The organism is Streptomyces sp. NPDC018045 (genome assembly GCF_044327445.1).
Classification (GTDB): domain Bacteria; phylum Actinomycetota; class Actinomycetes; order Streptomycetales; family Streptomycetaceae; genus Streptomyces.
Genome location: NZ_JBIRFL010000017.1, coordinates 94,306 through 111,810, shown reverse-complemented (window position 1 = coordinate 111,810; position 17,505 = coordinate 94,306). Strand labels below are relative to the sequence as shown.

Annotated in this window: 14 protein-coding genes and 5 pseudogenes; 7 read left to right on the top strand and 12 right to left on the bottom strand. The window is 68.0% G+C overall.

Annotated elements, in window-relative coordinates; translation table 11 throughout:
• Positions 1 to 72: 72 nt before the first annotated feature.
• Positions 73 to 549 carry an MSMEG_6728 family protein gene (locus tag ACH4EB_RS28410; RefSeq protein ID WP_398350715.1) on the top strand — a complete coding sequence of 159 codons (477 nt, stop codon included), beginning with the start codon at positions 73 to 75 and terminating at the stop codon, positions 547 to 549.
• A gap of 374 nt (positions 550 to 923) precedes the next feature.
• Here the strand turns inward: ACH4EB_RS28410 and ACH4EB_RS28405 are convergent, their stop codons facing one another.
• From ACH4EB_RS28405 to ACH4EB_RS28360, 10 genes and pseudogenes are all read right to left on the bottom strand, one after another.
• The gene (locus ACH4EB_RS28405; protein ID WP_398350714.1) at positions 924 to 2,225 is read right to left on the bottom strand and encodes a GDSL-type esterase/lipase family protein; all 1,302 of its coding nucleotides are present in this window, start codon (positions 2,223 to 2,225) and stop codon (positions 924 to 926) included.
• Between the two features lie 426 nt (positions 2,226 to 2,651).
• Positions 2,652 to 4,253: a hypothetical protein gene (locus tag ACH4EB_RS28400; protein ID WP_398350712.1), complete on the bottom strand. Its 1,602-nt coding sequence runs from the start codon at positions 4,251 to 4,253 to the stop codon at positions 2,652 to 2,654.
• Between the two features lie 4 nt (positions 4,254 to 4,257).
• Positions 4,258 to 5,178, bottom strand: coding sequence for an ABC transporter ATP-binding protein (locus tag ACH4EB_RS28395; protein ID WP_398350710.1), 921 nt, complete (start codon positions 5,176 to 5,178; stop codon positions 4,258 to 4,260).
• Positions 5,179 to 5,180: 2 nt separating this feature from the next.
• Positions 5,181 to 5,579 carry a hypothetical protein gene (locus ACH4EB_RS28390; RefSeq protein WP_398350708.1) on the bottom strand — a complete coding sequence of 133 codons (399 nt, stop codon included), beginning with the start codon at positions 5,577 to 5,579 and terminating at the stop codon, positions 5,181 to 5,183.
• Between the two features lie 103 nt (positions 5,580 to 5,682).
• Positions 5,683 to 6,852, bottom strand: coding sequence for a sensor histidine kinase (locus ACH4EB_RS28385; protein ID WP_398350707.1), 1,170 nt, complete (start codon positions 6,850 to 6,852; stop codon positions 5,683 to 5,685).
• Positions 6,853 to 6,944: 92 nt separating this feature from the next.
• On the bottom strand, positions 6,945 to 7,607 hold the full coding sequence (locus ACH4EB_RS28380) for a response regulator (protein ID WP_398350753.1): 663 nt from the start codon (positions 7,605 to 7,607) through the stop codon (positions 6,945 to 6,947).
• A 795-nt stretch (positions 7,608 to 8,402) separates the two neighbouring features.
• A complete protein-coding gene (locus ACH4EB_RS28375; protein WP_398350705.1) occupies positions 8,403 to 8,630 on the bottom strand; it encodes a hypothetical protein in 228 nt (75 codons plus the stop codon).
• Positions 8,627 to 9,049: a hypothetical protein gene (locus ACH4EB_RS28370; protein ID WP_398350704.1), complete on the bottom strand. Its 423-nt coding sequence runs from the start codon at positions 9,047 to 9,049 to the stop codon at positions 8,627 to 8,629. Before ACH4EB_RS28370 ends, ACH4EB_RS28375 begins: the two co-directional genes overlap by 4 nt.
• Positions 9,050 to 9,059: 10 nt before the next feature.
• Complete coding sequence (locus tag ACH4EB_RS28365; protein ID WP_398350702.1) at positions 9,060 to 9,575, bottom strand: glycosyltransferase; 516 nt, start codon at positions 9,573 to 9,575, stop codon at positions 9,060 to 9,062.
• Positions 9,576 to 10,924: 1,349 nt separating this feature from the next.
• Positions 10,925 to 11,104 (bottom strand): annotated as a pseudogene (locus ACH4EB_RS28360) (transposase); the annotation flags it as partial.
• Between the two features lie 191 nt (positions 11,105 to 11,295).
• On the opposite strand from ACH4EB_RS28360, the pseudogene ACH4EB_RS28355 reads away from it, so the two are divergent.
• The 6 genes and pseudogenes from ACH4EB_RS28355 (at position 11,296) to ACH4EB_RS28330 (ending at position 15,653) form a co-directional block, all read left to right on the top strand.
• Positions 11,296 to 12,249 (top strand): annotated as a pseudogene (locus ACH4EB_RS28355) (IS481 family transposase).
• A gap of 100 nt (positions 12,250 to 12,349) precedes the next feature.
• A complete protein-coding gene (locus tag ACH4EB_RS28350; protein ID WP_398350701.1) occupies positions 12,350 to 13,522 on the top strand; it encodes a DNA cytosine methyltransferase in 1,173 nt (390 codons plus the stop codon).
• A gap of 17 nt (positions 13,523 to 13,539) precedes the next feature.
• Positions 13,540 to 14,619 (top strand): restriction endonuclease, SacI family, encoded by a 1,080-nt coding sequence (locus tag ACH4EB_RS28345; protein ID WP_398350699.1) that lies wholly within the window; start codon positions 13,540 to 13,542, stop codon positions 14,617 to 14,619.
• A gap of 192 nt (positions 14,620 to 14,811) precedes the next feature.
• Positions 14,812 to 15,039, top strand: a complete 228-nt coding sequence (locus ACH4EB_RS28340) for a transposase (RefSeq protein ID WP_398350698.1) — start codon at positions 14,812 to 14,814, stop codon at positions 15,037 to 15,039.
• Between the two features lie 82 nt (positions 15,040 to 15,121).
• Positions 15,122 to 15,214: pseudogene (locus ACH4EB_RS28335) on the top strand (IS5/IS1182 family transposase); the annotation flags it as partial.
• A 34-nt stretch (positions 15,215 to 15,248) separates the two neighbouring features.
• Positions 15,249 to 15,653 carry a transposase gene (locus ACH4EB_RS28330; protein WP_398350752.1) on the top strand — a complete coding sequence of 135 codons (405 nt, stop codon included), beginning with the start codon at positions 15,249 to 15,251 and terminating at the stop codon, positions 15,651 to 15,653.
• Positions 15,654 to 15,663: 10 nt separating this feature from the next.
• Here ACH4EB_RS28330 and ACH4EB_RS28325 read toward each other — a convergent pair.
• Both ACH4EB_RS28325 and ACH4EB_RS28320 read right to left on the bottom strand, forming a co-directional pair.
• Positions 15,664 to 16,509: pseudogene (locus ACH4EB_RS28325) on the bottom strand (transposase family protein).
• A 108-nt stretch (positions 16,510 to 16,617) separates the two neighbouring features.
• A pseudogene (locus ACH4EB_RS28320) lies at positions 16,618 to 17,331 on the bottom strand (transposase family protein).
• Positions 17,332 to 17,505 lie beyond the last annotated feature (174 nt).

The window sequence follows — 17,505 nt, the reverse complement described above, 5'->3', positions numbered from 1 at the left end:
GTACCTCCGGCCGCTGGGCCATACGAAGCAACCACCCCCGCACCACCCCCGCACACGGGCTACACCTGTCCCATGCAGACCTTCCTCCCCTACCCCGACTTCGCGGCCTCCGCCGCGGCCCTCGACGCGCGCCGGCTCGGAAAGCAGCGGGTGGAGACCCTCCAGGTCCTGCGCGGCCTCACCGTCCCCGGCTACGGCTGGCGACACCACCCGGCCGTACACATGTGGGCGGGCTACGAGGAAGCCCTTGTCCGGTACGGCCTCGAAATGTGCCGCGTGTGGACCGACGCCGGCCGCCAGGACACCTGCGCCACGACCCTCACCCAGGACTTCACCGCCCACCGCCCCCGGACCCCCGTACGCTCCTACGCCGAACTCTCCGAAGCCGGCGACCTCCCGAACTGGCTGGGCGACCCGGCCTTCCACCGCAGCCACCAGTCGGCCCTGGTGACCAAATTCCCCGAGCACTACCGGGCACTTTTCCCCGACGTCCCGGAAGGCCTGCCGTACGTGTGGCCGTCGTCGGACCGGGCGGCCCGGAGGGACTGAGCCCGCCCCACGGGCTCGGCCCCCGGCCGCTGAGCTGGGCGGCAGACTGCCCCGCATGACCCTGGCCTCCCCGGACACCGCGCGCCCCCTGGAAAACTGAAGGCCCGCGCAGCGTCGTACAGGCATTTCCCCACCAGGGCGGCAAGCGCATTCTGGCGGGACAGACCCTTCCGCTCTGCCCCGAGGGAGGAACCGGCCGGCTCGTGCGGCGGCTCGGCACCCAGTGCGGCTGACCCGACGGCCCCGCCCGGGGGACGCGGGGCCGCCGGGAGGGACGCCGGCCAGGGACGGGGGACTCCTGGCCGGGGTGGTCACCGGGCGCGGGGTGTCAAGGGGGCGGTCAGCGCCGGTCCGCCGTTCGCACCGTCCCCGCGTCAGAGCAGATCGAGATCCACCGCCGCGGCGACCGCGAAGTAGCCGGTGTCGTTGGGGTGCAGCCCGTCCTCCGACACATAGGCCGGGCTCGGGCGGGTGCGCTGGGAGGCGTCCGCCAGAATCCGGTCGGTGTCGAGCACCGAGTCGTACGCGCCGGAGTCCCGTATCCAGTCGTTCAGCTGCCGGCGGAGACGGTCACCGGCACGGTCCGCGAAGGGGAAGACCGCGCCCCTGATGGGCACGAGGGTCATCCCCACGGCCTTGACACCCTTGGCGTGGGCGATCTTGATGAGTTCGCGGTGGCCGTCGATCAGCTGCCGGAGGGTGGGCCGGGGGCCGTCGTTCGCACAGGGAGTGCCGGGCATCGTGACGGAGAGGTCGTTGGCGCCCAGGTGGACGATGGCCGTCCGCAGCCCGGACCGCTGCTCCAGCTCCCGCTCGAAGCGGACGGCGGCCTTCTCCCCGAAGCAGGGCGAGTCCTCCAGCAGCCGGGCGCCGGCGAGCCCGGCGTTGGCCAGCCCCAGCGGACGGTGGGCGGCGACCAGGCGTTCGGCGAGCTTGTCGGAGAACCGGTTGTCGGCACCGGGGGTCGACCCGACACCGTCGATCAGGGAATCGCCGAAGACCAGCACGGCGTCGCGGGGCCGGGCGGCTTCCCCCTGCACGTCGACGGCGCTCAGGTAGTACCAGGAGTTGGTGGACTCGGTGAACGCGCCGCTGCCCACTTCGGTGAGCCGGTCGCCGTCCGCACGGTAGGACCGGTCCGTGGTGAAGCGGTGGAAGGTGGCCCGGCCCGTGGGCCCGGTGAACCGCAGGGAGACCGCCAGCTTCTCCAGATGCGCGACCTCCAGGGGCACCGTGTCGCTCACGGTGTCCTTGCCGGCGGGGATCGTGGTGCCGAGGGAGCCGCCGAAGGTCAGCGGGCGTTGGCTGCCGGGCTTGGTCTTGGCGCCGCCGTCGGACCGGGCGACGGACGCCCCGGCGATCTTCAGCGGCTTGCCTCCGTACGCGTTCGACAGTCGGATGCGCAGCTTGTCCCCTCCGGTGCTGACGCGCACCACCTGCCGTACGGTCTGGTTCTCGAAGCCCTCCTCGGACCAGTTGGGATCCTCGTCCGGCGTGTTCGGGACCGCCTGTTGCATCGACGCTCCCCAGGTCGCCGTCCAGCGCGGGGCCTCGACCGCGTGACCGGCCCGCTCCGACTGGAGGGTGGGGGACGTGGTGGTGGCGCAGCCCCCGGTCGCGACGATCGCCGCCACCGTGACCAGACCCGCGATGGACGTTCGGCACTTCGGCCGCATGACTCACTCCTCAGCGAACTGCGCTTCACCCGGCACCGGGACCACGGCTTCACTCCGGCCGACGGCGGCTCGCGCCGTCGTCGCCGTCGACCGCCGTGCGCGGCCGGTGCGGGGTCGGGACCCCCGTCTGCTGTGACCGGGCCCGGTGTGCTGCCCGGCGGGTAAGAACCGGCGGCCGCAGCTGCCGGGCCGTCCGGAGTCGGCCGGGTGACCGGCCGACTCCGGACGTTGTGCGGTGGAGGCGGCGGGCTGGACCGGCCCGGAGCGCCGCCGGACACCGGAGAGGTGTTCGGCCAACGCCACCAGGATTTCGTTGGCGCTCCCCCGTTCCGCCGGCTCCGCCTCCAGTTCGGCGATCCGGCGCCGGTCGGCGGCCGCCGCGCCGCCGGTGTGCTCGCCACCCTGTTCCACGGAAGCTTCCTCTCCCTAGTCGCGGCTGAGCCGCCGCATCGATCCGGTCATGAAGACCACCGCGACCAGCAGCGCCGACACGGTGAGCACCACGGCCGGGGGCAGGCCCGCCTGCCGGCCCTCGATCCGGATGGCGCCCATGAAGTCGAACAGCGGCAGACCGTTGGCGACCGTGTACCACAAGGGCAGGTAGATGGCCTGGAACAGGCGGTGGGTACGGCTGAGGGTGCCCAGGGCCAGCGCCAGCGACGGGACGAACAGCGCGCCGGCGGCCCAGCACGCGACTCCGGTGACGTCCCCGGCGATGACCAGCCGGATCAGGGGCCCGAGCCCTACCACAGCGGTGAGCGTGGCGCCCGCCGCCCACTCGGCGACCACCCGGCGGTGCGTCGAGGGGAAGGCGCCGAGGATGCCCTCGACGTTGTGCTCGTATCGCTGGGTGCCCAGCCGGGACCAGATCAGCACCGGCCAGAGCCAGGACACCGGCAGCATCAGCCGCGTGGCGCCCGGCATCGGCGAGCAGACGCCGAGGAACAGCCAGAACCCGGCACCCCACCACCACCATCTGGACACGCCCTGGAGCAGGATGCGCAGCTCACCGGTCCACAGGCGCAGCAGGACGCGGCCCGGTTGCGGCGGCGTCCTCGGCAGGGCCACGGCGGAGGCACGCCGGTCGGCCGCGGAACGCGGCACCTCGTCCACGTACACCGAGGGGATGACGCCGGCCGTCTGGTCCTGCTGGGGGCGCTCGGCCGGCTGCCTGGCGCGGCCCGGGTCGAAGCGGCGGAACCACAGCGCGGGCAGCAGGGCCACGACCACCGCGATGCCGATGAACGCCAGCCGGGCCAGGACGTATCCGCCGGACGGTGTGAAGCCGTGCCAGTCGAACACCTGTAAGGGCTTGTCGAGGTAGGTCAGCCCCAGGCTGAACGAGCCGCCCACCTTGACCTTCTGGGCCGGCATGTCCTGGTACATCGACATGGCGACACTGTTCACGCCGATGCCGCCCAGTGGCAGGTTGGGGCCCTGGCCGCCGATGGCCAGCACCACCCAGATGCAGAACCAGAGGATGTTGCCCAGCCCGCCGCGCAGCAGCGGCAGTGCCTCGAAGAGCAGCGCGAAGGCGGCGGCCAGCGCCACCAGCGGCACCGCGAGCAGCAGGAACGGCTGCCACAGCTCGATCAGGTCGACGCTCGTGGACTCGCCGCGCACGAGCTGCATCACCAGCGCGGTCAGGGCGAGCACACCGACCATGGAGGTGAGCACCATGAGGTTGCTCAGGAACTTCCCCGCCATGTAGGACGAGGTCCGCATGGGGGTCGCGGCGAGCAACTGCCCCACCCGGGTGCGGCGATCGCGTTCGATGGAGTTGCGTACGACGTAGAAGCCGCCGAGCGAGATCCACAGGCCGCAGGCCAGCGCGGTCGCCGTGCCCACGTACGCGCTGTTGTGGACACCGCGGTAGTCACCGAGCTGCATGATGACCCACTTGGCGCCCGAGTCCGGCACCGCCATATATCCCAGGGCCACGGCCGCGGCCAGCGTCACCACGTAGGCGGGCCGCCGTACCCGGTCCTTGAAGTCGGCCACCGCCAGGCCGGAGAGCACGCGCATCATCGGATCACACCGCCCGTGCCTGCATCGGCTCCCGCCCCGGGGCGCCGGAACCACCGTGGCCGGCGGCGCCGTTGATGACGTGGAGGTAGGCGTCCTCCAGGTCGGGGGTGAGCTGGACCGCGCCCTCGTACGGCTGGACGGGGGACAGCAGGCGTATCTTCACGCCCTGGGCCGTGCGCACCATACGGCTGACGACGAACCGCGCCTGCACCTGCGGGACGGCGGCGGGGTCGACCAGGGCCTCCCACACCTGCCCGTCCACCTCGTTCAGCAGCGCCTCCGGTGTGCCGCGGCGCTGTAGTCGGCCGTTCGCCACCACCGCGATGTCGGAGGCCACCGACTCCACGTCGGAGACGATGTGGGTGGAGAGCATCACGACCTTGTCCGAGGCCAGGTCGCTGAGCAGGTTGCGGAACCGCACCCGCTCCTCGGGGTCGAGGCCGGCCGTCGGCTCGTCCACGATGACGACCTGCGGGTCGCCGAGCAGGACCTGGGCGATGCCCACCCGGCGCAGCATCCCGCCGGAGTACCTGCCCAGGGGCCGCTTGACGGCCTCGGTGAGGTTGACCAGCTCCAACAGCTCGTCGATCCGCGCCTTGGCCGACCGGGCCGACACGCCCTTGGCGGCGGCCAGGTACATCAGGAACTCACGGGAGGTGAGGTTCGGGTAGACACCGAAGTCCTGGGGCAGGTACCCGAGAGCCTTGCGCAGGACGTTCGGCCTGGCCACCACGTCCTCACCGTGGAAGAGGACCTTGCCGCCGGTGGGGCGGGTGACGGTGGAGGCGATCCGCATCAGGGAGGACTTGCCGGCGCCGTTGGGGCCCAGCAGGCCCAGCATGCCCGGCTCCATGTGCAGGGTCATGTCGTCGACGGCGCGCTTGCCGCCCTTGTAGACCTTGGTGATTCCGGAGAGGTGGAGCATGATCAGCTCTTGCCCCGCAGGTCGGTCTTCTCGCCGTCGCGCAGCACGGTGACGCCCTTGGGGACCTCGACCTTGAACTTGGAGTCGCAGATCGCGAAGCCGCTGCACCCGGCGTCGATGTCCAGGACGTTGCCCTTGAGCTCCCACGAGAGGTGTTCGCTGCCGGCCGCCGCGTCGAACCAGCGGGTGACCTTGACGTCCTTGCGGTCCACCGCGACCAGGTCGGTCGCGATCTCATGGGTCTTGACGTCGAGGGTCCTGCCCTGGAAGGGGAAGGTCTTCGACTCGGGAGTCGCCTTCGAGGCGTCCACCGAGCAGCCGGTCAGTCCCAGCGCCGCGACGGCCGCCAGGGCCGCCACCGCCCGGGTACCGTACCGCTTCGACATCACACCGTTGAGCATCTGCCCCTCCACATCCACGAGTCCTGACTGCCCCTGAGCTTTCCAGCGGTGTACAGCGGGCACATCTCCCGAACGGCAGATATCCGCGGACCGGTCAGCGCCCTCAGCGGACCCTGAGGGCGGGCAGGACACAGCCCACCTGCCAGCCATCGTCGTGCGGGCCCGCGCGCAGCGCCCCGCCCAGCGCGTCGACCCGCCCGGACAGCGCGGCCAGGCCCGTGCCGCCGCCCTGCCGGGTGTTCCCGGGCGCCCCGCCGCCGTTGTCGGCGACGGTCACCTCGACCGAGCCGTCGGCGGTACGGCGGGCCGTCACCACGACCCGGGTGGCGTGCGGGGCGTGCCGCCGGACGTTGGTCAGCGACTCCAGGACCGTGCGGTACGCGGTGTCCTCGGCCTCCCGCGACAGGACGCCGGCCAGCTCCTCCTCCTGCGACAGGTGCGTCTGCGCGCTGGTCATCGAGGAGAACCTGCCGAGCAGCTCGGCGAGGTCGGCCAGGCCGTACACCCGGGTGGAGGGCGCCTCCTCCCACTTCCTGCCGTCCGCCTGTCGCAGCGCCCGCACCGTCTGGTCCATGGAGTCCAGGGCCCGCAGACCGGCCTTCTCGACGCGCTCGAACAGCTCCCGCGTCTGCTGCGGCGCGCCCTGGTCCAGCTGGGCCGCCTGCGCCTCCAAAACGATGCCGGTCACCTCGTGGGCGACGAAGTCGTGCAGGTCACGGGCGACTTCCAGGCGCTGGTCGCGCAGCGCCTGGGTGACCGCGCGGGCCCGCCGGCCGTCCAGCGACCTGAGGTAGAGGCCGACGCCCGTCACACAGGCGGCGGGGAAGAACGCCAGGAACATCACGAAGACCGACTCGCGCCACCCCTGCTCCGGTATGTGCAGCGTGATCCGCAACAGCAGACAGATCGTCGCGGCGCCCACCAGGCCGCCGGTCCGGACGACCCGGGGGGCGGGCTCCCTCCGCGTCACCCGGTAGAGGAGGACCAGCAGGGCGACGCCCTCGAAGGGGAGCCAGAAGGCGATCGGCTTCGGATCGCCGAAATAGGCGAAGTCCAGCACGAGGGACAGGCCGCCCGTGCAGCCCGCGACGTGGGCGAGCGAGACCCGCCGCAGGGGCCAGTTCAGCATCGCGGCCGCCACCGCGGCGGCCGCGCAGAGCGCCAAAGGAAGAGCGCCGGGCGAGGTGCCCAGGGCGGGGAACAGGATCATCGCCACGAGCACCGCGCACCAGGTGCGGCGCTTGCGTCCCGCGGGCTTCACGTTGTCGTCCACGCGCCCGAGGCTACGCAGCCGGCCACCGGGCGGCATGGGCAGCACACTTGCCGGTTTCCGGCATCCGCCGTACGGCAGATTTCCGGTGCGGTTCAGCGCGTGCCGCGGCCGTCCGCGTAGCCCAGCTCCCAGGCGCGTACGGCCACTCCGACGCGATTGCGCACGTCGAACTTCCGCTGAATGCTGGCCACATGCGTCTTGACCGTGCCGGCCGAGATGAACAGCTCGTCGGCGATGTCGGCATTGGTCTTCCCCTCGGCGACCAGCGCGGCCACCTCGATCTCCCGCTCGGTGAGCGGTGAATTCCCCTTCTTGCGGCGGGTGTCGGCTCCCCTGACGTGCTGGAGCAGTCGCACGGTGATCTCCGGGCTGATCAGGCTGTCCCCGGACACCGCCGCCCGTACCGCTTCGACCAGCAGCGTCGGGCCCGACCGCTTGAGGAGGAAGCCCGAAGCGCCGTACCGCAGCGCCGGATAGACGTACTCGTCCAGGTCGAAGGTGGTCACCACGACCACCTTCGTGGGGTGCGCCGACGCGGAGTCGGCGAGCAGGCGGGTCACCTCCAGGCCGTCCATCCGCGGCATCCGGATGTCCACCAGCGCCACATCCGGCTTCAGGGTCTGCGCCAGCTCCACGGCGTCCACCCCGTTCGCCGCCTCGCCGACCACCTCCATGTCCGGCTGGCTCTCCACGATGAGCCGCATTCCGCGGCGGACCATCTCCTGGTCGTCGGCGATCAGCAAGCGAATGGTCACGAGCAGACATTCTGCCGTACGGGACCGTTGCTTCCGCCCGGAAGCCGCGCCCCCACTGTCCATTCGCCCCGGTACGGGGCCTTCGGCACCGCGGCCACCCGGCCCGGCTCGCCGGATACCCGCCACAGAACTGCCCGCGCGCCGACGCCGTGGGCCGCTCGTCCTGGTCTGGGCGGACACTGCCGTACGGCGCTCGGCCCGCGCAGGGTGTCGGGCCCGGCTCGCGGCTGCGCAGCAGGGCCGCGCCGAGCGGGTCAGAGCGTGCAGCGCGGTGTTGCGGTTGCGGGAGGTGGTGACCAGACCGGACCGGCGCAGCACCGCCGCGTGCTTGCTGGCGCCGGCCAGCGAGATGCCCAGCTGACCGACGAGTTCACCGGTGGAGCAGCCCTCGGTGAGGGCCTTGAGCGCGGCCGCGCGGGTGTGGCCGACCGGCGCGCCGAGCGCCCGCTCGTCGGGCTCCCAGCTCGGCCAGAACGCCGTCTTCAGCGAGGCCTGCACGGGGAACGCCAGGGCGGGCATGGCTTCCTCGCCCACGGCGGGCAGGAAGACGCAGGTACACCAGGTTCGGGGCGCCGACGACCAGCGCGATGCCGTCCCCACGGCAACGGGAGCCGTCAGCAACTCACTCCGCCTCGATCCCTCGGCCAGTGGCCGGCGCACGACGCCGCCGGGCCCGGAACCGAACGCCCGCCGACGGAGACCCGCGGATGCTCACGCGGTCACCGCACGGAGTGTTCTGCGCCGCCACCGGCGCATCCATACGTTTGCCTCGTCAGCTGAACAGCACGATCACGCTCACTTCGCGCCCCTCGCGACAATCCCCGCCTCCTCCGCCCCTGCCCTCACCCCGAGCCCTTTCCCGCGACGTCCCCCACCCCGGTGGATCAGCCTGTCCACCACCGGGAACCGAGCCGCGAAGACAGCCACCAGCCGGGCCGCCGTCGCGGCGACCGGCGGCACCCCCGCCTTCTCCACGAAGAACACCGTCAACGGGATACGCGCCGGCAGATCCGCGTTGCTCACGACCGCGAACCCCACCAGCCGTGTCCCGACCCGCCCGGACCGCGCCCGGTGATAAAGAAATCCGTCCACCCATACGAATTCCGGACGACCCCCAACTGATTGGCCAAGATTTCGGCCCACGTGTAATGCACGTCAGTCGCGCCGGTCAACGCCTTCAATGCGACCAAATTCGGTGCGAACCCCGACAGCCCGAACACCACCATCCGGGCCCGCGTGTCACTGGCCCGCAGATCAGCCAGGTGCCGCAAGAACCGGAACCCTTCCCGCAGCGTCGATTTCGACTCCCCGGCGAACCTCTCCCCGAATTCGTACGGAACCTCCACCACCTTCCGCGGCCGGCACCGCACCATCAACTCCAGCAAAATCTCGTACCCCACCGGTCGGAGCGCGCCGCCACCCTCGTACGCCCGCTCGACCACCTTCCTCCGCTCAGCCGAAGAACCCGCTCATGGGGTCCGAGACCCTCCGCGGCAACCGAGGAAACAGCCCCTTGGCCAACGTGGTCGAACCCCCGGAAACCACCACCCGGTACCCACCGGCCAGCCCGCGACGACTCCCGCCCGCGGCATACCGGCTGGCCACCACCATCTCGGCTGCCGCCCGCTCACCCGCCGCCATCAACTCCGGTATCAACGCGGCCGGATGCTCCAGATCGGCGTCCATCACCATCACCCAAAGGGCGCCGGTCTGCGCGATCCCCTCGACCACCGCGCCGCCGAGGCCCCCCACCGGCTCCGCGCGATGATGAACCGAAACCGTCTTCGCATACCGAGGAGCGACTTTCTCGACGATCTCCGCCGTGCCATCCGTCGGATCATCCACGAACAACACCTCGATCCCCATCGCCAGGGGAATCGCCCCGCTCACCGCGTCCAGCAACGCCTCGACATTCCCCGCCTCATTGAAACGGGGCGCGATCAGCGAAATAACCGGTCCGGAATCCACAAGTCCTCCAAAGTGGCAACCACCAGAACCCGGCAGGCCACCCACCGCACGGCCACGCACACCGCACTCCCCGGAAACCAGCCCACCCCGACCGCCACAACACCCCACCCACCCGCATCCCGCCCCCTCTTTCACCCCAGAGTCAACATGCGGGCCTCGCGAGACACAGCCGCACCAGCCTTCGGGGGGGTACCGGCCCGCACGCCCCCACACGCAAAAGACCCCGCCCTCAGCGTTTCCGCTGGTGACGGGGTCTTCAGGCACCTACTACAAGGTGCCCCCGGCAGGATTCGAACCTGCGCACACGGCTCCGGAGGCCGGAACGTTCCCAAGCGTTTTAGCCGGTCAGCGCGTTACCTGACGGCACGTTAGCCGAACGGTCCCGTGCATGTCCCGCGGTCTGGAAATGCCCTTTTTGGTATCATTGACTAGATTGTATGCTCCCGCGGGTCCCGCGTGGCCCTGGACTCAAGCTTTGGATCGTTCGGAAATAAATCCGACTACTTCCACTGCGGAGTTCTGGCCACGCTGGGCACGCGGAAGAGGCGGTTTCGCTCTACAGTGCGAAAGGTGGCGTAACCGAGGCCACGCAGCGTCTTGCCGAGGTCGAAGTGGATGTTCAGGGCCTTATTGAGGTGCCCATGGAGACGCTGCTGGCTGGCACGTTCCTCGCGAGCGAGTACCTCATCGATTGCGTTCGCGGAGGACGAATCGACTCGCTCGGGATCGATGAGAAAACACCCGTGTTCGTTGACTATAAGCGGGGCACAGGCGCCGGTGCGATCAAAGAGGGCCTATACTACATGGCCTGGCTGATCACACGCAGGAGTGCCTTCAAGGGCCGGGTTCGCGATCGGCTCGTGGCGCCGGCCGCCGACGAGTCCCTGCAGAGCGGGCCCAGGGCAATCTGCATCGTCGGTGACTCTTTCCTCCGACGTCCGCGCCGTAGGCGGCGAACACCGCAGCATTGGCAACGACCTCGTCGGGTTGGAGACCGTGGCCTCGTTCACGGCGGGGTAGCGTCGACTCGTCCCACCAAGACGCCGCCGTCCCTGTTCGAACACCACTTCCGAATGTCAAGGACAAGCCGCTCGCCTCAAGGTTCGTGAATTCCCATCCGCCGCAGGTGCCGTTCCGGCATCAGGTTTCGTCTACGCGTACGTGCTTAACGGCACTGTGCGCAGCGAGCTTGAGGGCGAGCCGACGCGTACGTACCGCCAAGGCGAGAACTGGGTCCAGCAGCCCGGCGCCCACCATGTGAGCATGGAGAACACGAGCCGGTCTGAATCGGCGGGGCTGCTGGTCGTCACATCGGCATCAGCCTGAACGGCCCGAAGGATCTTCTCTCAGGTGCCACCCACGGGCCGGCGACGGCGCCGTTCATAGCAGGTCTGCCGGTTCCCGAACATGTCTGGGCGGCCCTGCCACGGGACATCGCTCCGCCTGCGGAACAAGATCCCGTTGATGACCTGCCGGTGCCCTTTCCAGCGCTCGCCGCGACCGGTGTTCACTGGCAAGCGCGGCTCCATCCGGTTCGGCCCCGGTTAGATTTCCCCGCCCCCACAGTGCTCTGAACGATCGATGGCTCGGCTTGTCAGCCATCCATCGGCCAGGCCCTAGCTGTATTGATCACGAGCGTTGTTGACACTGGCGGGGCTTGATCATGGCGAAGACCTCCGGTGTGGTGGAGGTGTCTACGCTTCACCACACGGAGGTCTTCGTGTCCCACCGTAATGCCCGGCTGACCGTCCACGGCAGGCGGCTGCTGGTCGAACGTGTCCACTCCGGCGTCCCACCGCGCATGTAGCAGCCGAGATGGGCATCTCACGGGCCACGGCCCACAAGTGGGCCCGCCGCTGGCGGTTCGAGGGCGAAGCAGGTCTGCACGACCGTCCCAGCCGCCCGCACACGACACCGCACCGCACCCCGCCCCGCATCGAGGACCAGGTCTGCCGGCTGCGGACCGACCGCAAGCTGGGGCCCGCCCGCATCGGCCCGATCCCGGGCCTGCCCGCCTCGACCGTGCACCGAATCCTGACCCGCCACCGGCTCAACCGCCTGGCCTGGATCGACCGGCCCACCGGTACCGTCATCCGCCGTTATGAACGCGAGCGCCCCGGCGAACTGATCCACGTTGACGTCAAGAAGCTCGGCCGCATCCCCGCCGGCGGGCTGGCGCGTCCACGGCCGAGCCGACAGCCGGCTGACCAAGAACGGCGTCGGCTTCGACTTCATCCACTCCGCCGTCGATGACCACAGCCGCCTGGCCTACAGCGAAGTCCACCCCGACGAGAAGGGCGCCACCTGCGCCCGCTTCCTGCGCCGGGCAGCCGCCCACTTCGCCCACCACGGCATCCGCCACATCGAGCGGGTCCTGACCGACAACGCCTGGTCCTACCGCAAAGCCACCGCCTGGCAGCAAGCCCTGGCCGAACTCGGCGCGACCGGCAAACGCCCCCGCGCCTACCGGCCGCAGACCAACGGCAAGGTCGAACGCTTCAACCGCACCCTCCTGGACGAATGGGCCTACCTACGGCCCTACGCCAGCAACGACGAGCGCACCACGGTCCTGGCAGACTTCCTCCACACCTACAACCACCACCGATGCCACACCGCACTCAAAGGCCAGCCACCCATCAACCGCGTAAACAACGCTACGGGTCAATACACCTAGCAGCCATCTCCGCATGGCAACCGGTGGGACAGTGGCGAGGTAACAGGTATCACGGTAGCGGCCGCGGCCCCAGGAGGTCGCGATACGTTAGGGTGGCGCGGTGAACCGTGAGCTTCCTGTGATCAGTTTGTTCTCCGGGGCCGGTGGCCTCGACTGCGCCGTCGAGAGCTGTGCTGAGCCACCGTTGGTCCAGGACGGCTCCGGGTCTCCGCTGCGCGTTGCGGTTGCCACCGACTATGAGCAGACGGCTTTGGACACGTTGTCGGCCAACTTCCCGAACACCAAGACGCTGTGCGGGGATATCCAAACAATCCCGACCGCAGAGTTGCTGGAAGCCGGAGGGCTGAAGCCCGGCGATCCGACCCTGGTCATCGGTGGTCCTCCCTGTACGCCGTTTAGCAAGTCCGGATTCTGGATTGAGGAGAAGCGTAACAGCGCCGACCCTAATGCTTCTCTCCTCGACGAGTACGTCCGTGTGGTCCGCGAGAGCAAGCCTGAAGCCTTCATTCTGGAAAATGTGCAGGGCCTGACGTACAAAACTCATCAGGCTCAGTTCGATCGGCTCATTGCGAGCCTTAAGGAAGCAGGCTATAATCCGACTTTCAGTGTGCTCCTTGCGGCTGAGTATGGAGTTCCGCAGCTTCGCAGGCGAGTATTCGTCGTGGGGCGTCGTGATGGTAAGCCTTTCCGCTTCCCCGAGGCCACACACTCTGGCGAGTCGGAGCGGGATCGGGTGATTGATCACACCAAAATTCCATTCGTGAGCCTTCGCGAGGCGCTTGCCGGACTCCCTGACGCTCCCGACGTCGGAGAGATTGTCGAGGGAACTTACGCCGAACTCGCTGCGGAAGTGCCTCCCGGGCAAAACTACCTGTGGCACACTGATCGATATGGTGGTCGCAACCAGTTTAAATGGCGTAGCCGTTACTGGACGTTTCTGCTGAAAGCGCATCCTGATCGCCCTTCGACAACGCTGCAGGCTCAACCGGGCCCCTGGGTCGGACCATTCCACTGGGAGAATGTGAAGAATGCCAGCGGGGAAGAGCGGGCCCGTCGGTTCCGCGTTGCCGAAATGAAGCGGATTATGACTTTCCCTAATGGGTTCGTGTTCACCGGAGGTAAGCGCGAGGTGCAGCGGCAAATCGGTAACGCCGTTCCGGTTGAGCTTGGGAAGGTTGTCGTCCGGGCTTTGATGGAACAACTTGGGTACCTCGATTCTCGGGATAGCCATATTCCTGGTCAAGTTGACCACGAACAGCTTGAGCTAATCTAGATCCATATGGGGGGGCAGTGGGACTAAAAATTGAAAAGAGCGTAGCTGAGCAGGTTCTGCGGAAGGCATATGAGGCAGCCGCTTCGGGTGATGACTTCGTCGAAGACTGGACAGCCCTGGCTAGTTCGCTACGCGAGGTAGATGCTCCAAAGACTTACACAGCTGCGCTTGTGACAGCGTTGCTTGCCCGTGCGTGTAATGACAGAGTTGACCCTCGCTCCATCAAAGAGAAGTATGGCGACAATGCCTTCTCTCTGCGCACTCTTTGTCATGGCGTAGTGGTTCCGATGTCTGTGAAGCTTGGCTTTGATCTGGGCGCGACGGGGCGTGAGCCCATCAATAATCAGCCATTTTTTCGTTACGATCATTACAGTGAGATTGCCAGGGTTACAAAGAGGGCACGTCCCTACCTGAACCGAGTAAGTAATGCGCTTGCTTGGGTTGAGGAAGAGTGCTTCTCCACCGAAGAGTCGTTCCAGGCGCTCGTTGCTGTCCTGGCAGTGTGCATCGCTGTGGCGAATAAAAAACGTCATGTTGCCGTCGGTGGCGCCACCGTCGAAGCAAGTATGATTGCAGAGACGCAGAGTTTCGTCGTAAGTGGTTACGACGTTCCGCGAAAGCTACAAGCCTGTGTTGCGGCTGGCCTTGATATGGTCTACAGCAAAGTCACCTCGCGAAGGATTAACGACCCTTCCCGTGATCTTCCTGGTGACGTCCAGATAATTTTGGGCAGCAATCCATTGCTGACGGTGGAAGTGCGCGGGAAAAGCGTCTCGGGAGAGGAGCTTGAGCAGTTCGTCAGCAGGGCGGCGGATGCAGGCTTCCGTCGAGTCGCGCTCATGGTCGACGCGGCTTCACATGTGTCGCTCATGTCAGCCGCCGATTTGGCCAGCGATCTTGAGCGGAAGTACGATTGTATCGTTAAGGTAAATGAGAGTGTGTCGAGCTTCCTGCGTGATGTATTTGCGTGGTCGTCCCGCGACACTCACTCGATCCTCTCGACCTTTCCTGAGAGAATGTATCGGCGAATGATGGAGATTGAGGTACGGGACAGCGAGATGGAGCGGTGGGCTCAGCTCTTCCCTGAGGAAGCCTGAATCCGGGTCAGAGTAACCCACGGCTGGTCGCTGGCGGAGTTCGCCTTTCGGCATAGAGCTACAAGGATGTCACTCCATGGAGAACGGTGCTGCGGCGCGGACATTCACGGCGGGACGCCTATTAGGGAGGGCGTCTGAGAAGCCCCGTTCAGGGCAGGTGCGGTGGTAGTCCCTGCGCTGGTGGAGGCCACGATGGCCGGGCAGCGTCGCGCGTACCTAACGGAGCTGTCTAACGCGGAATGGACGGTGCTTGAGCCGCTGGTGGCACCGCCGAAGCCGGGCGGGCGGCCGCCGAAGCACCCTCGTCGCGAGATCGTCAACGCCCTCGCCTACTGGGTGCGGGTCGGCTGCGCCCGGCGGCTGCTGCCGCACGACTTCCCGCCCTACCAGAGCGTCTACCACTACCGGCGGCAGTGGTGAATCGAGGACCGTTGGGAAGAGGTCCTCGCGACCCTCAGAACTCGGAGACGTACCGGTCAGGGGCGGGAGCCGACGCCGAGCGGGGGTGTTGGACAGTCAGAGTGTCAGGGCCACCGAGCGCGGTGGCTGGCACGGGCACGCCGGCGGCAAGAAGGTGCCGGGCATCAAACGCCACCTCCTGGTCGACATCCTGGCCTGGTGCTCGCAGTCTGCGTCAGCCGGCCCACGTCAGCGACTGGGACGGCGCCGCCGTGCTGCTGGCCCGCTGCGCGGGCAAGTATCCACGGCTGCGGCACCTGTCGGCCGACCAGGGCTACCGCGGCCAGGGCTGCCTGGACTGGGTCCGTGAGGAGACCGGGATCACCATCCAGATCGTCCAGCGCAAGGACGGCGGCTTCCGCAGTACCTGGGCCAGGGCCGACGCTCCACCACGGGTGGTGCCGATGTTCGCGGTGGTTCCCCGCCGTTGGGTGATCGAGCGGAGTTTCGCCTGGCTGGGCCGCTACCGGCGGCTTTCGAAGGACTCCGAGTACCTGGCCGCCAGCCAGGAGAACGCGGTCTATCTGGCGACCGTGATGCTCCTGCTGCACCGCGTCGGAAGGTCGCTGCCCTGAACGGGGTTTCTCAGACGTTCTCTAGCTGGTCGCGGCGGTGGATCCAGCGGATGAGGTTGCTTCCAGCGTTCGTGGTCAGCCGGGGCGTGTTCGACGGTAATGCGGTCGGACGAGTGGCCGTGACGGTCAGGTTTCCACTGTTTGAAGCGCCCCGGAAGGACTTCGGGGCGGGGTTTTCTCCGCGGTGGGGTGGCCCGACCGGGGGCGCGCAGCGCAGGTCCAGATAGCCGTTGTCGAGGAGGACCTCGACTTGGTCGAAGCAGCTGCTGGCACCCGCCGCGCGAGCGGCGGTGGCGTTGTGCATCCGTCCCGGCCGCAGCTTGTCGGCGCACAGGTGGCGCCCTTTGCCGTCGGCGATGACGGTAGCTTTCATCGTGTTCTGCTTCTTCTTGCCTGACACGAACGCCCCCCTGCTCCCGCGGCCGGCAGCGGGCCGACGGACCTCGGTGCCGTACAGCCTGAGTTCGGCCTGGGCGTAGGCGAACACGTCCTCCAGCGTCCGAAGCCGCAGGTTCGGACGGGCCGGGAACGGCAAAGCGCCGTCTGGCCAGCAGCCAGCGCCCCTCACCGACAGCCCAGCTGACCGCCGAGCGATCAATACGGAACAGGATCCCCAAGACGACGTGTGGCAGATCGTGTCGCAGACGGATCAGCGTGGCCACCAGCCAGTCCACGAGCACCAGCCGGCACCGGGCGCCCACACCCGGTGCACGCTTCCTCAACCCACCCCGTGCCTAAAACCGTCGCCCTCATGTGACGCCGTCCACGGCCGGGCCAGCGCCTCAACCAAACCCGCCGGATGCCCCGCCGAGACGCCCGTGAACAACGGATGCGCCAGGACCGCCCGATCGACCATGCTCCTCACGACCAGAGCTTGCCCGCCCGCTATCACGCACCAACTCGCTAAAGCGCGTTGCAGAAGGCCGTAATCAGGCAGCCTGAAGTGGGTTGCTGACGCACGCGGTCATGCGGCGAGAGCGAGGTTATGCATGCGAGCGACGGCCTGGACAGCGTGGTGGAGGCCATCACGCGTTGCCGGTAGCCTCGGAGGATCTTGTAGTTCTTCATCCGGCCGGTGACACGTTCCACCACCACCCGGGCACGCACTCTACGGTGCTCGGTGTTGTCCTCTTCTCCGCCCTGGAGAAGAGGGCCCGCCGGGGCGTTTACGGTGCGACACCACCATCCCGCAGTTGAGGTAAGCGCCCTCACCGAGCACGGTAACGCCCTGACAGTGTCGGCTCGAACCGGAGGAGCGACAGGCATGCGCGTCCGCGGTGGTGCCCGGTACCGGGCGGGTTGTCGCGATCACCAGACGGGTATCTGCATCAATGATGACCTGCACGTTCGCGGAAAAACGATAGTTGCGGCTGGACGTGTCTACACGGCGGTCATGGACCGGGCCCAAAGTGCCGTCGATGATCCATAGACTGTCGGCGGCATCGGCCGGGCTGGTAATGGGATCGAGCGCAAGCAGCGGCCCGAGGCGGACCACGCGGCATACCGTGGAGGACGGAACCCCGAGCAACGGCGCCAGCTGCATCGTGAGACTCGTGCTTCAGTACACCGCGAGCATCAACAACCGCTCGGCCAGCGGCAGGCTCCATGGTCGGCCCATCATCGTGCCGTTTCCGCCCCGCTCTCGCACCAACTTCAACAGCCGCAATGCTCGGCTGATGGGCCCTGCCTGCGTCGGTTCTCGGGTGCAGTGATGCCCGCGCTGTGGTCGTCACTGTCAGCCGTCGGCGGAATGCCCCACTCTGAGCGGTCCTCGCAAGAGGCGGCATGCCAGGAAGACAGTGAACGTGCAGGGATTGCTACTTGCGTCGACCGAACGAAACCTTCATGCGCC